This is a genomic window from Streptomyces sp. NPDC020747 (assembly GCF_044334695.1).
Taxonomy (GTDB): Bacteria; Actinomycetota; Actinomycetes; order Streptomycetales; family Streptomycetaceae; genus Streptomyces.
Map to the genome: position 1 here is coordinate 643156 of NZ_JBIRTJ010000003.1, position 12182 is coordinate 655337.

At 70.5% G+C, this 12182-nt stretch carries 13 protein-coding genes; 5 read left to right on the forward strand and 8 right to left on the reverse strand.

What is annotated here, in order from left to right; all coding sequences use genetic code 11:
• Window positions 1-16 precede the first annotated feature (16 nt).
• On the forward strand, window positions 17-514 hold the full coding sequence (locus ACH4YP_RS12010) for a phosphoribosyltransferase (RefSeq protein WP_361058003.1): 498 nt from the start codon (window positions 17-19) through the stop codon (window positions 512-514).
• A 170-nt stretch (window positions 515-684) separates the two neighbouring features.
• Window positions 685-1665, forward strand: coding sequence for a hypothetical protein (locus ACH4YP_RS12015; protein ID WP_398490452.1), 981 nt, complete (start codon window positions 685-687; stop codon window positions 1663-1665).
• On the opposite strand, the gene ACH4YP_RS12020 is transcribed toward ACH4YP_RS12015, so the two are convergent.
• Window positions 1556-2794: a sulfite oxidase gene (locus ACH4YP_RS12020; protein WP_398490453.1), complete on the reverse strand. Its 1239-nt coding sequence runs from the start codon at window positions 2792-2794 to the stop codon at window positions 1556-1558. The two genes, ACH4YP_RS12015 and ACH4YP_RS12020, sit on opposite strands and share 110 nt — an antisense overlap.
• Before the next feature lie 215 nt (window positions 2795-3009).
• On the opposite strand from ACH4YP_RS12020, the gene ACH4YP_RS12025 reads away from it, so the two are divergent.
• A complete protein-coding gene (locus ACH4YP_RS12025) occupies window positions 3010-4410 on the forward strand; it encodes an FAD-binding oxidoreductase (protein ID WP_398490551.1) in 1401 nt (466 codons plus the stop codon).
• A 42-nt stretch (window positions 4411-4452) separates the two neighbouring features.
• Here ACH4YP_RS12025 and ACH4YP_RS12030 read toward each other — a convergent pair whose 3' ends face one another.
• The 4 genes from ACH4YP_RS12030 to ACH4YP_RS12045 all read right to left on the reverse strand — a co-directional run bounded on the left by ACH4YP_RS12030 (window position 4453) and on the right by ACH4YP_RS12045 (window position 8008).
• Window positions 4453-5487: a Yip1 family protein gene (locus tag ACH4YP_RS12030; protein ID WP_398490454.1), complete on the reverse strand. Its 1035-nt coding sequence runs from the start codon at window positions 5485-5487 to the stop codon at window positions 4453-4455.
• Window positions 5488-5558: 71 nt separating this feature from the next.
• Window positions 5559-7013 (reverse strand): FG-GAP-like repeat-containing protein, encoded by a 1455-nt coding sequence (locus ACH4YP_RS12035; RefSeq protein ID WP_398490455.1) that lies wholly within the window; start codon window positions 7011-7013, stop codon window positions 5559-5561.
• Window positions 7014-7161: 148 nt separating this feature from the next.
• Window positions 7162-7557, reverse strand: coding sequence for a nuclear transport factor 2 family protein (locus tag ACH4YP_RS12040; protein ID WP_398490456.1), 396 nt, complete (start codon window positions 7555-7557; stop codon window positions 7162-7164).
• A 58-nt stretch (window positions 7558-7615) separates the two neighbouring features.
• Entirely contained in the window at window positions 7616-8008 is a 393-nt protein-coding gene (locus tag ACH4YP_RS12045; RefSeq protein ID WP_361067879.1) for an ATP-binding protein, read from the reverse strand.
• Between the two features lie 194 nt (window positions 8009-8202).
• Between ACH4YP_RS12045 and ACH4YP_RS12050 the strand changes: the two genes are divergently transcribed.
• On the forward strand, window positions 8203-9045 hold the full coding sequence (locus ACH4YP_RS12050; RefSeq protein WP_398490457.1) for a helix-turn-helix domain-containing protein: 843 nt from the start codon (window positions 8203-8205) through the stop codon (window positions 9043-9045).
• Window positions 9046-9056: 11 nt separating this feature from the next.
• Window positions 9057-9233, forward strand: a complete 177-nt coding sequence (locus ACH4YP_RS12055) for a DUF397 domain-containing protein (protein WP_361067873.1) — start codon at window positions 9057-9059, stop codon at window positions 9231-9233.
• Here the strand turns inward: ACH4YP_RS12055 and ACH4YP_RS12060 are convergent.
• The 3 genes from ACH4YP_RS12060 to ACH4YP_RS12070 form a co-directional block, all read right to left on the reverse strand.
• Window positions 9211-9966, reverse strand: coding sequence for a VOC family protein (locus ACH4YP_RS12060; RefSeq protein WP_398490458.1), 756 nt, complete (start codon window positions 9964-9966; stop codon window positions 9211-9213). The genes ACH4YP_RS12055 and ACH4YP_RS12060 overlap by 23 nt on opposite strands.
• A gap of 81 nt (window positions 9967-10047) precedes the next feature.
• On the reverse strand, window positions 10048-10578 hold the full coding sequence (locus ACH4YP_RS12065) for a hypothetical protein (protein WP_361067867.1): 531 nt from the start codon (window positions 10576-10578) through the stop codon (window positions 10048-10050).
• 124 nt (window positions 10579-10702) lie between these two features.
• A complete protein-coding gene (locus tag ACH4YP_RS12070) occupies window positions 10703-12163 on the reverse strand; it encodes an FG-GAP-like repeat-containing protein (RefSeq protein WP_398490459.1) in 1461 nt (486 codons plus the stop codon).
• Between the last annotated feature and the right edge of the window lie 19 nt (window positions 12164-12182).

Sequence of the window (12182 nt, forward strand, 5' to 3'; positions counted from 1 at the left end):
GAGCGACGCGAGTGACGTGAGTGACCTGCGCGAGAACCTCAGCTACGAACGTTTCGGCACCGCCGTCCGCGAGCTCGCCCAGACCATCGCCGACGACGGGTACGAGCCCGACATCGTGCTCAGCATCGCCCGCGGGGGCGTCTTCGTCGCCGGCGGGCTCGCCTACGCCCTCGACTGCAAGAACATCCACCTTGTGAATGTGGAGTTCTATACCGGGGTGGGGACCACGTTGGACATGCCGGTCATGCTCGCGCCCGTTCCCAACGCCATCGACTTCTCCGACAAGAAGGTGCTGATCACGGACGACGTCGCCGACACCGGCAAGACGTTGAAGCTCGTGTACGACTTCTGCGTCGACGCCGTCGCTGAGGTGCGGTCCGCCGTCATCTACGAGAAGTCGCAGTCGCTCGTGAAGTGCGAGTACGTGTGGAAGCGCACGGACGAGTGGATCAATTTCCCGTGGAGTGTCGAGCCGCCCGTGGTGAAGAGGGCCGGGCAGGTTCTCGACGCGTAGCCGTTCCGCCGGGGTGCCCGTTGTTCGTCTGTGCCGCTCAGGGCTTGTCGCCCTGGGCGGTTTTTCCTGTCGTTAAAAAAACGCTTGCGTTTCGTTAATGGCCCCCGTAGCGTTCGGCTCGTGTACGAAACCGTTTCGTATCGATCGCGGGTGCAGGGGGGCGGGTCACGATGGTGAGCAGTCCTGTGGTTCTCGCACTCGCGCTCTCCCTGGTCTCAGCGTTCTGTTACGCGGCGGCCGCCGTGGTTCAGGAGCGGACCGCGGCCGGTACGGCCGACCTGCGCGGCACGCTCGCCCGCGGCTCGTGGTGGGGGGCCGTCGGGCTCAACGCCTCCGGCGCGCTGCTACACGTGGTCGCGCTGCGGTACGGGCCGTTGACCCTCGTGCAGCCGCTCGGGGCGCTGACCCTCGTGGTGGCGGTGCCTCTTGGTTCGCTCGCCGCCCGGCGGCGGACCTCGGGTGCGCAGTGGCGCGGCATGGCCCTGACTCTTGTCGGGCTGACCGCGCTGCTGGCGGCCACCGCCTCCGGGCACGCGCCGGACGACACTCTGGGGACCGGCGAGGTTCTCGGGGTCGCGCTCGTCGCCTTCGGCGTCATCGCGGTGATCGTCCGCTTCGCCTCGGGTGGTTCCGCCCTAGGTGGTCTCGCCTTCGCCGCGGCCTCCGGTGTCGCCTCCGGGGTCGGCTCCACGCTGGCGCAGAAGCTCGCCGTCGGGCCGACGCCGTCCTGGAACGTGGCGGTGGTCGCGGTCCTCACCGTCGCGTTCGCATCGGGCGGGCTGCTGCTCTCCCAGAAGGCGTACCGCAGTGGCCTCGGCGGTCCGCTGGCCCTGCTCACCCTCGTCAACCCGGTCGCCGCGTCCGTCATCGGCATCGGCCTGCTCGGCGAGGGCTTCCAGTACGGCACGACCGGCACCCTGATCGCCCTCGCCGGTGCCGTGGCGGCTGCCCGGGGTGTGGTTCTCCTCAGTCGTCCGCAGCCCCACCGTGACCGGCCCGAGCCCCACCACGACCGTCCCGGCCGGCGTGCCCTCGCCACCGTCACGCCGAGCGGGAGTGTGTGGCTGACGGCCCGTCAACCTCCGCGCACAGTACGGGAATCCGCTGCACCAGGTTGTTTCCGAAGCCTCCCCGGTTCCAGGGCTGCGTGACCGGCTGGGTGTTGCCCGCGGAGTCTGTGGCCCGGGCCGTCAGGACGTGGGTGCCGGGGGTCGCCGTCCAGGGCGCCTCCCAGTGGCGCCAGGACCAGGCGTGGCCCGGACGGCCGTCCGGCGGGTCGAGTTCCGCCTCCTGCCAGGAGCGGCCGTCGTCCGTGCTGACCTCGACCTTCGTCACCGGGGCGTGGCCCGACCAGGCGCGGCCCTCCAGCCGCCGTGGACCGGGGCGTACGACCCTCGTGCGGGACATGAAGTCCGGGAAGCCGGGCGGGAGCATCAGCGCGCGCGGGGCGATGCGGGTGACCGGGTCGCCGGGCTCGTCGGGGGCCTGGCGGAAGCGGTACGCCACCGACTGCTGGAAGCCGGTGAACGGGGTGTCGGTGAGTGTGATGTCCCGCAGCCACTTCACATTCCCCATGCCGTACCAGCCGGGGACCACCAGCCGGAGCGGATACCCGTGCTGCGGTGGCAGCGGGGCGCCGTTCATCTCGTACGCCACCAGGGCCTCCCGGTCGGCGGCGGTGGCGTCCTTGAGCGTCAGGCTGCGGCGGTAGTCCTGCTCGACGCCGCGTTCCACGCCGTGGTCGGCGCCCGTGAAGACCGCCTCGACGGCGTCCGGCCCGACCCCGGCCTCGGCGAGCAGCGTCCGCAGGGGTACGCCGGTCCAGTCCGCCGTGCCGACCGCCTCGACGAGCCAGGGCTGGCTCACGGGGCGCGGGGTGAGGCGGGCCCGGCCGTTGCCCGCGCACTCCATGGTCACGCGGTGGGTGACGGGCGGGAGGGAGTACAGGGCGGACAGGTCCAGGACCAGGGGCTCCCGGACCAGGCCGCCCACCGTGAGCGTCCAGGTGTCGGCTTCGGCGGGCGGGATGTAGGGGATGTCGTAGTGGACCAGTACGTAGTGCAGGCCGGGCGGGGTCACGTCATGGCGCAGCGCCTCCAGGAGAAGGCCGTGGTTGCGGGCCGCGAGGGCCAGCTCCTCGTGGCTGATGTCCTCGTCGGGTCCGGCCACGCGGCCCGGTGTACTGACCTCGGCCAGTGAGCCGGCCCCGCGCGTCCGTCCATGTCCGTCCGTGCCGCGGTCCGGGCTGCCGTCCGTGCCGCTGTCGCTGCCGCCGTCCATGGCTCCATGGTGCTCCCCTCTCTCGGCCCGGGCACCCCGCCCGCGATTGCCAGTCCCGGCGAGCGGCGAGACCCTTGACATATCGGCCCTGGGGCGGATGAAACGTGCGATCGCGGACGGACCGTACCTACCGGGCCTCGCGGAGGAGAGCGATCGTCATGGGCGGCAGCACCGGCAGCAGCACGGGCAACACCAGCAGCGGCGGCACGGGCGTCATGGACGGTACGGTCCTGGAGGCGATGCGGACCGGACTGCGCGGGCCGGTCATCGCACCTGAGGATTCGGCGGCGTACGACGAGGCCCGGGCGATCTACAACGCGATGATCGACCGGCGGCCGGCCGCCTTCGTGCGGTGCGCGGACGCCGGGGACGTGATGAACGCGGTCGACTTCGTCCGCGACCACGGGCTCGAACTCGCCGTGCGCGGCGGCGGACACAGCGGCCCGGGACTGTGCCTGGTGGACGGCGGCGTCACCCTCGACCTGTCACCGATGCGGTGGGTACGCGTCGACCCGGTCGCGAGGACCGCGCAGGTCGGCGGTGGCAGCACGCTCGGCGACCTGGACCACGCGGCGCACGCCTTCGGCCTCGCCACCCCCGCCGGGATCATGTCGACGACGGGCGTCGGCGGCCTGACCCTCGGTGGCGGACACGGCCACCTCACCCGCAAGTACGGGCTCACGATCGACAACCTGATCTCCGCGGACGTCGTGCTCGCCGACGGCAGCTTCGTCACGGCGAGCGAGACCTCGTACCCGGATCTCTTCTGGGCGCTGCGCGGCGGAGGCGGGAACTTCGGGATCGTCACGTCCTTCACCTACCGGCTGCACCCGGTGCACTCCGTGGGCGTCGGCATCACGGTCTGGCCGGTCGATCACACGCGTGAAGTGCTGCGCTGGTACCGGGAGTTCCTGCCGCAGGCGCCCGAGGACCTGAGCGGTTTCTACGCGGTGCTCGCCGTGCCGCCGGGGCCGCCGTTCCCCGAGGAGCTGCACGGGCACAGGATGTGCGCCGTCGTGTGGTGCTGGACCGGTGACCTGGCGCTGCTGGACGAGACGCTCGCGGTGGTGAACGACGCCGGGCGGCCGGCCTTCCACTTCACCAGCCCGATGCCGTACCCGGCGCTGCAGACCATGTTCGACGAGCTGATCCCCAAGGGCCTGCAGTGGTACTGGAGCGGCGACTTCTTCGACCGGATCACCGACGAGGCCGTGGACATCCACCTCAAGTACGGGGAGAACCTGCCGACCGACCTGTCGACCATGCACCTCTACCCGGTCGACGGGGCCGCCTCCCGGGTCGGCTCCTTCGACACGGCGTGGGCCTACCGCGACGCCGTCTGGTCGGGCGTCTTCGCGGGCATCGACCCGGACCCGGACAACGCCGGGCTCATCAAGCAGTGGTGCACGGACTACCGCGAGGAGCTGCACCCGTACTCGATGGGCGGTGCGTACGTGAACTTCATCGGGCCGGGTGAGGGCCAGGAGCGGGTCAGGGCCACCTACCGCGACCACTACGACCGGCTCGCCGAGGTGAAGCGGACGTACGACCCGCACAACCTCTTCCACGCCAACCAGAACATCGAGCCGGCGCACTGGCCCCGGGGCGACGCCTAGGACGACGCCCGGGAGCCGCTCGGAGGGTGCCTGAAACGGTGCCTAGAACGTACCGAGCTTGATGATCGACAGCAGGGCGATCAGCTGGATGGCCGACGCTCCGAGGGCCTTGGGCCACGGCAGGTCGTGCGACTTCTTGACCATCAGCGTGAAGAGCAGACCGGCCGCGACCCAGGTCGCCCAGCCCAGCAGCTGCACGAACGGCGCGTCGCCGCCCGCGAACATCGCGACGACCAGTCGCGGCGCGTCCGTGAGCGACATGATCAGCATGGAGAGGCCGACCGTGGGCTGCCAGGCGCCGTCGCCGCCGAGCTGGCGGGCGAGGGTGTGCGTGACCACGCCCAGGATGAACGCGCTGAGGACGATCGCGATCGCCGTCGTCAGGACGATGGGTACCGCGTTGGACAGGGTGGCGTTTATGGCGTCCGCGCGGGCGCCGTCGAAGCCGAAGACCGCCAGCAGGCCGTAGAGGAACGTCACGACGAGGGCGGGGCCCCACATCGTGTAGTCGCGCATCTGCAGGAAGGTCTGGTTCGGGCGCATGACGACGCCGGTCAGCAGTTCCTTCCAGTGCAGCCGCGGGCCCACCGGGGGCGCGGTCGTCTGGCCCGCGTGGTACGTCCCGCCCGGGTTGTACGGGTCCTCGCCGACGGAGAACGCCGTGGTGTGACCCGGCTGGTTCGCCGCGTACGGGTCCGGGCTCTGGCCCTGACCCTGACCCTGACCGTGATGGTCGTGGTCGCCGAAGTACTCCGGCTCACCGTGCCCGTTCGCCTGGGGCCACTGCTGCGGCCCGTTGCCACCGCCACCGCCGCCATTGCCGTACCGCGGCTGCTGCTGATGCTGCTGCGGGTACGGCTGAGGCGCGGGGGGATAGCCGTACGACGGGCCGCCCTGGGGGGCCTGCTGTCCGTAAGGCTGCTGCCGCGCCTGTTGCTGCGGTTGCGCCTGCTGCGTGCGGTTGTCCCGGCCGCGTCCGATCCTGAATCCAGCCACGTAATCGAACGTACCTGGTCCCGCCCAGTGACGTGCCGGGCCCGGGGCAACGGGCCCGGCTTTGCTGCTGAGCTGTGACATCCCCTAAGGGACTTCTAAGGGACTTCCCAGAGGACTTTCATGGGTCCTTCGGGGATATTCTCGGGGACTTTTCAGTGGCTGCTCAGGGTTTGGCCGTACGCGAGTCCGCCGGCCACCGCCGGGAGGGCGAGCCGCGCGGGCGTGACCGTGTAGGAGCCGTCGGCGCTCGCGCGGGGGAGCACCCATACGCCGCCGGACCTCGCGTTCTCACCGGGGGAGCCGACCGCGATGTCCGCCCTGCCGTCGTGATCGTAGTCACCGGTCGCGACGGCGGCACCGAAGGCGTCGCCCGCCTCCGCGACGCCCGGGACGCGCGCGGTGTCCTGGTTGTACGCGACGGAGTGGCCCTCCCCGTGGGCGTCGACGAGGCCGGTCGCGCCGCCGAACAGGAGGGTCGCGGCGCCCGCGCCCGCCCGGGTGCCGATCGCCTCGCCGGGGGCGCCCGCGACCAGGTCGTCGCGGCCGTCGCGGTTCACGTCCGCGACGGCCAGGGAGGCGCCGAAGCGGTCGCCGGTCTCGGCGACGCCCGGCACACCGACCGTGTCCTGGGCGAGGGTCTGCGCGCGGTGCCCGAAGGAGCCGTCCGGGCCGCTGCCGTAGTGGATGTGGATGCCGCCGCCCTTCGCGAACTTTTCCGGGCCGCACGGGTCGTCGATGTTCTCGTCGGCGATCTCGCGGCACTCGCCGAGGGCCAGGTCGTCGTTGCCGTCGCCGTCGAAGTCACCGGCGGCGAGGGCCGAGACACCGGCGTTGTCGGTGTTCCAGGTGTTGGCCATGCCCTCCTCCGCCGCGTCCCAGGCCCACAGCCGTACGTGCGACTGGGTGAACGGGGCGTCGACCGTCCAGTACGCCAGGGCCAGGTCCGCCGTGCCGTCGGCGGTGAAGTCGCCGGTGGCGAGGATCGGGGCGCGGCCGCCCATGGGGGCGTCGAGGACGGTGGTGAGGATGCCGTCGGCGGTCCGCAGCACGACCCTGTCCCGGCCGCCGATCACGATGTCCCTGCTGCCGTCCCCGGTCAGATCGGCCGCCGCGACCGACCCGCCGTACGCCGCCGACGCCGCCGGGCCGGTGAGGGCCGTGGACCCGTGGCTCGGGCCGCCCTTCGCGCCGCCCACGACGGTGACCATGCCCGCGTCCACACCACGGTCGGTGACGTCCTCGCCGGGGGCGCCGACGAGCAGCTCCGCGATGCCGTCGCCGTTGAGGTCCTCCAGCACCACGGAGGCGCCGAACCGGTCGCCCTTCTCCGGGCTGCCGGGCACCTCGGCGGTGGCCTGGCTGACCCGGATGCTGCCGCGGGAGCCCAGCCCCTTCGGACCGCCCCACACGACGTTGACGTACCCGGCCTTCGCCTTGCCGCCGACGGCTCCGTTCGGCACTCCGACGGCGAGGTCCGCGTAGCCGTCGCCGTTGAAGTCGCTTGTGGTGGGGGAGGGTTGGGCCGCGACCGCGGTGGGCGCGAGCGTCAGGCCCGCGGTGACCGCCGCGGCTACGGTGGCGGCGAGTGCGTACGTCCGTATGTGCACGGGGGCTCCAGGGTGGTGACCGGGAACTGCGGTTCACCTGTGTGACACCTGGAGGTCGCCAGGGGTTGTGGCCGCGGGCGCGTTCCTTGCCGCGTGCGCGTTCGCTGGGGCGTGTGCGTTCGCTCGGGCGTGTGCGTTCGGTGGCGCGTCAGGCCCAGAACTCGGCTTCCTTCTCCATGTCCTCCTGGCATTCGTCGATGTCCGTCATCTTGTCCCCGACGATCCGGAAGATGAGGCAGCCGTTCTGCTCGATCCGCTTGCCGTTGCGTTCGGCCGTGTAGCGGTGCATCGAGACCGCGTGGCCCCGGCCGTCGACGAGTATGTGGCTCAGCTCGACCTGGAAGGTCCCGTCGGTCTCCGCGAAGAGCCGGCCGTACAGCTCCATGACCGCGTTCTGCCCTTTGTAGTCGCCGGAGAGCATGTGACTACCGGGTACGTGGTGCGTACAGTCCGATGCCATCATGCCGCGCAGGGTGTCCATGTCACCCCTGGTGAAAGCGTCATAGCCCTTGCGGACGAGCATTGCGTGCGGGTGTTCAGCCATCGTGATCGCCGCCTTTCCTTTGCCTGGCGTCTTATGGCCGACGTTTCGATTATCCGCGCTATTCGGCTTTCGTGCCGAGTTCGCACCATACGTACTTGCCCGCCGTGCCGTTGACCTGGAACCAGCCCCAGTCGTCGGCGTACGCGCGCACGATCCGCAGGCCGCGGCCCGTCTCGTCGTCCTGCGGCTTCTCGGTCGGCGGGGCGGGGTCCGTGTCCCACGCGCCGAGCCGGAACGAGGTCCCCGACCGTCTGAGCTTCAGGGCGGCGGGGCCCTCGGTGTGCCGGATGGCGTTCCCGAGGAGCTCGGAGGCGAGCAGCTCCGCCGGTTCGACGAGGGTGGGGAGGTGGTGGCTGGTGAGGATGTCGCGGAGGGCGCGGCGGCAGATGCCTACGGCTCGGGGGTCGTGGGGGATGTAGAGGGTGTACTCCCAGGGGGCGGGCGTGGGCATACGGGTCTCCTGGTGGGGGGTGGTGGGGGACCGGAGTGGTGGCTCTGTCGGGCCCGGCATGGCATGACATGGCGGGGGATGCACTTCCGCTCCGAGGAGTGTTCGTTGCGTCACTTACGGTAGGGGTGATGTATCACCCCGGTCAAGGTGAACTGGAATACTCGGAGTCCCAACTGCCGGGAAGGAAGGGCCGTATGCCTGCAAGAAGCATCGTCACCGCGCGCCAGCAACGGCTCGGTGCGGAGCTGCGAAAGCTCCGGGAGCGGGCGGGGCTGACCGCAAGGGAGGCGGCGCAGGCGTCCGGGATCGCCGAGAGCAAGATCTCCATGACCGAGGCGGGCCGCGTCGGGGTGAGCGCGGAGCGGGTGCGGCATCTGGCCGACCAGTACGCGTGTGATGACGCCGCCCTTGTCGAGGCGCTGGTGGCCATGGCGGCCGAGAAGGGGCGCGGCTGGTGGGAAGACTGTCGGGGGAAGGTGCCGGCTGGGTACCTGAACGTGGCCGAACTGGAGCATCACGCGGCCGAGTTGAGGACGTTCCAGACCGTGCACATGCCCGGGCTGTTGCAGACGGAGGGGCAGATGCGGGGCATCTTCGCCTCGTCGGTGCCGTTGCTCTCCGAAGAGCAGCGCGAAGCACGGGTGCGCTATCGGCTGCGGCGCCAGGAGGTCCTGGGTGAGGTCGCCTACGAAGCCGTGATTCACGAAGCCGCGCTGCGGATCCGAGCTGCAGACAGCAAGGTTGCCCGGAGCCAGTTGCTGCACGTCCTGGAGCAGTCGGAACGACCCCAAGTGACCGTGCGCGTTGTGCCGTTCGACGTGGACGGATTTGCTGGGATCAGCGCCCCGCTGGTGTACGCGAGTGGCCCCGTTCCGCAGTTGGACACCGTCCTGGTGGACACCAAGCACGGGGGTGCCTACCTGGACGCGGAGGCTCAGCTCAACCGCTATCGGGCGATGCTTCGCACGATCGAGAAGGTGGCCCTGGGCGTCGTAGAGTCAAGGGATTTCATCCACCACCTCCTTCAGCGGATGTGAAAGGCCTCGACATGGCACAGGAAGCCTGGCAGAAGTCCTCCTTCTCCGGCGGGGGTGACAGTGACGACTGCGTGGAACTCGCCGCACGCCAAGACGCCCTCCTCCTCCGCGAAAGCGACGAGCCCGACACCGTCATAGCCGCCACCGGGGCCGGGCTCGCCGCCCTCATACGGCACCTTCGCCCGTAGGGCCCGTAGGCGGCAGTGATCCCTCCAACTCCCCCGCCACAGCAAGGGTGTTGGCGAGGCGGGCGCGCTCGGCGGCCCCCAGCGGGACACCGTCGACCTCGGTCAGGAGTGCGCGGGCCAGGGGTGGGTCCTCCAGTCGGAGTGCCAGTTCCGCGCGGTAGACGAGGGCCTCGACCAGCTCGACGGGGTGGGCGGCTTCGCGGTCGCGCGTGAGTGCCGTGTCCAGGAAGCGGGCGGCCTCGGGGGTGTCTCCCTTGGAGTCGCCGAGGACGATCGAGTACTCCAGGGCCTTGGCGAGCCTGCCCTTGGGGTGCGGGGTCCCGGTGGGCGTCTCCTCGTCCTCCGTCGCCGGGAAGAAGCGGATCCAGTTGCCGCCCGGGTCGACGACGCTGAAGCCGGACCTCTTGCCGGTGTTCTTGCGCTGGCGGGGGCTGGTCATGCGGGGGATGCCGGAGATGAGCACCTTGCCGTAGGCCGCCCGCATGGCCTCGGCGAAGGCCCGGTGGAGGGCCCCGGTGTCGGGGACGATCACCACGCACGAGCCGTACGACTGCTCGGGGTCGAAGCCCTCGATGCCGGCGAAGTGCAGTTGGAGGTCCTCGCGTTGGACGCAGACGTAGGGGTTGGGGCGGGTCTGCCGGTAGGTCGTGGTGAAGCCCAACGTGCCGTAGAACTCGGTGATCTCGTCGATCGACCGGCAGGGCAGCAGGGGGATGGTTACCTCGTTGGCCATGCGGCTCCCTCGGGAAGTCACGGTAGTCAAACTTGATGACTCCGAGGGTAGCCGCAGCGCGGCCGATGGTGGGCGGTCGGTTCAGCAGCCGTTGGCGGACACGGTGACCTCGGTGTATGCCGGGTCGTCCTCACCGAAGGCGTTGTTGGCGTAGGAGTTCTGCTCGGCGCGCAGGGTGTAGGTCCCGGGTCCCTGGCAGTCGTACGCCACGTAGGCGTCGTGGGGGCCGTCCGTGATGGACGAGTAGTTGAACCGTCCGTCGGCCAGCTGCTTCCCGTCCTTGCTCAGCGTGTAGATCGCTCTGACGGTGCAGCTCTCGTAGTGCCACGTATAGGCGGTGGTCTTGTCCTGGATCTGGCACTCGGCCCAGAAGTACATCGCGGGCTTGCCGTCCTTGACCCGCAGGCAGGATTCCGCCTTCATCCACCGCCGCTTGTACTTGCTGTAGTTCTTTACCGTTTGACACGCGCTCGGGGGTGCGGCCGTAGTGGCCTTCGCGGGCGCTGCGGTGGCCTTGGCGGATGCCGATGCGGCGGGTGCCGGCATGACGATCAGCGCGATGCTCGCTGCGGCGGAGAGGCCGAGTCGTCCGATCTCGAACAGAGTTTTCATAGATCGAATACTGGGCTGCGCCGACACGACTACCGACGCGAACCGCGTGGTGGCCACCCGGTTGGCCGCCCGCCTACTACCTCTTGCGGTCGGCCGACCAGGGGATCACCTTCTGAAGCACCGTTTAGTCAGCCAGCTCGGCCCAGAAGTTGGTGAGAGTGGTCTGGCCCAGGCTCGCGAGCGTCAGGACCTTGGAGCCGGTGCCCGTGGGGCCCGATGCGGTGCCCGGGAGGAGGTGCAGGCGCTGCGGTGTCGACGGGGCCGCGGCGAGCAGTTCGGCGCGGCCGTCGCGGGTGTAGTCGCGGAGGCTGACCGAGTGGCCGAAGGCGGCCCGCTCGCCGGGTTCGCCCTCGATGCCCGCGGTGTTGTAGTCGTAGGCGCGGGCGTTCTTGCCGGTGAGGCCGGAGGCGCTGCCGCGCAGGACGGTGACCGCGCCGGCGGCCATGCGGGGCGGCGGGCCGCCCGCCTTGACGGAGACGCCCGCGTCGGCGGAGGTCGGCGCGGCGATGATCTCGCCGGGGGTGCCCACGGCGAGGTCGGCGTAGCCGTCGCCGTTGGTGTCGGCGGCCGAGACGTCGCCGCCGAAGTCGTCGCCGGTCTCCGGGGTGCCGGGCACGCCGGACGTGGCCTGGGTGATGGTCCTCACCGAGCCGCTGGGGCCCGTCGAGGTGCCGGGCAGGACGTACACGGCGCCGCCGGTGCCCGCGCGCTCGGCACCGATCGCCAGGTCGCCGTATCCGTTCTTGTCGAAGTCGGCGATCGCCGCGCCGCTCGACACGAGGGTCGTGGAGGACGGGAGCTTGACGGTCTTGGTCCGCTTCGGGGTGCCGGAGCCGCCCTTGTAGAACCAGACGGTGTCCCGAAACGCCCCGACGGCCGTGTCCCATTCACTGCCGAGGACCGCGAAGTCGACGGTGCCGTCCTTGGTGACCTTCCCGGCGACCACGGTCTCCGGAGTGATCTCCTCGCCGCCGCGCGGGTCGAAGTCGGTCACCTTGCCGTGGGAGCCGGACGTGGTGAACGGGCCGCGCATGAACAGGATGTTCTCGGAGTCGACGGCGACCACGTCCGGCTTGCCGTCCGCGTTGAAGTCGCCGACCGCGATGTCCTTGGCGAAGGCGCGGTCCTTGTAGAGGGGGTTCATGTACGAACTGCCGCGGGTGAGACCGGACTTGGAGCCCCACAGCACGGTGAACGCGCCGGAGCGGCCGTCGTTGGTCTCGCCGATCGCGGTGGCGACGACGTCCGCGTACCCGTCCCCGTTCAGGTCGGCCGTCGTGACGTCCGTACCGAAGTAGTCGTTCGTCTCCGCCGCGCCGGGGATGCCCGGGCTGTTCTGGGTGACGACCGTGCGTCTGGACGGGTCCAGGCCCTTGGCCGTGCCCCATATGACGACGACCGCGCCCGCGTTCTCCGCTTCGCCGACCTTGGCACCGCGGTCGCCGACGGCGAGGTCGCGGTATCCGTCGCCGTTGAAGTCGTCGACGTACTTGGCGGCGGCCGCGGAGGCCGGGGCGGCCAGGGCGAGCGGGGTCAGGCCGGAGACGAGCAGGGTGGCGGCCAGGAGGCAGGTGCGCTTTCGCAAGAGATCTCCAAGAGTGACG

Coding starts and splice junctions, on each gene's coding strand:
- ACH4YP_RS12020 (WP_398490453.1), bottom strand. CDS start 2,794: ATGGACGGCGGCAGCGACAGCGGCACGGACGGCAGCCCGGACCGCGGC.
- ACH4YP_RS12045 (WP_361067879.1), bottom strand. CDS start 8,008: ATGCCCACGCCCGCCCCCTGGGAGTACACCCTCTACATCCCCCACGAC.
- ACH4YP_RS12060 (WP_398490458.1), bottom strand. CDS start 9,966: ATGGCCAACGAGGTAACCATCCCCCTGCTGCCCTGCCGGTCGATCGAC.
- ACH4YP_RS12040 (WP_398490456.1), bottom strand. CDS start 7,557: ATGGCTGAACACCCGCACGCAATGCTCGTCCGCAAGGGCTATGACGCT.
- ACH4YP_RS12030 (WP_398490454.1), bottom strand. CDS start 5,487: ATGTCACAGCTCAGCAGCAAAGCCGGGCCCGTTGCCCCGGGCCCGGCA.
- ACH4YP_RS12015 (WP_398490452.1), top strand. CDS start 685: ATGGTGAGCAGTCCTGTGGTTCTCGCACTCGCGCTCTCCCTGGTCTCA.
- ACH4YP_RS12055 (WP_361067873.1), top strand. CDS start 9,057: ATGGCACAGGAAGCCTGGCAGAAGTCCTCCTTCTCCGGCGGGGGTGAC.
- ACH4YP_RS12050 (WP_398490457.1), top strand. CDS start 8,203: ATGCCTGCAAGAAGCATCGTCACCGCGCGCCAGCAACGGCTCGGTGCG.
- ACH4YP_RS12025 (WP_398490551.1), top strand. CDS start 3,010: ATGGACGGTACGGTCCTGGAGGCGATGCGGACCGGACTGCGCGGGCCG.
- ACH4YP_RS12065 (WP_361067867.1), bottom strand. CDS start 10,578: ATGAAAACTCTGTTCGAGATCGGACGACTCGGCCTCTCCGCCGCAGCG.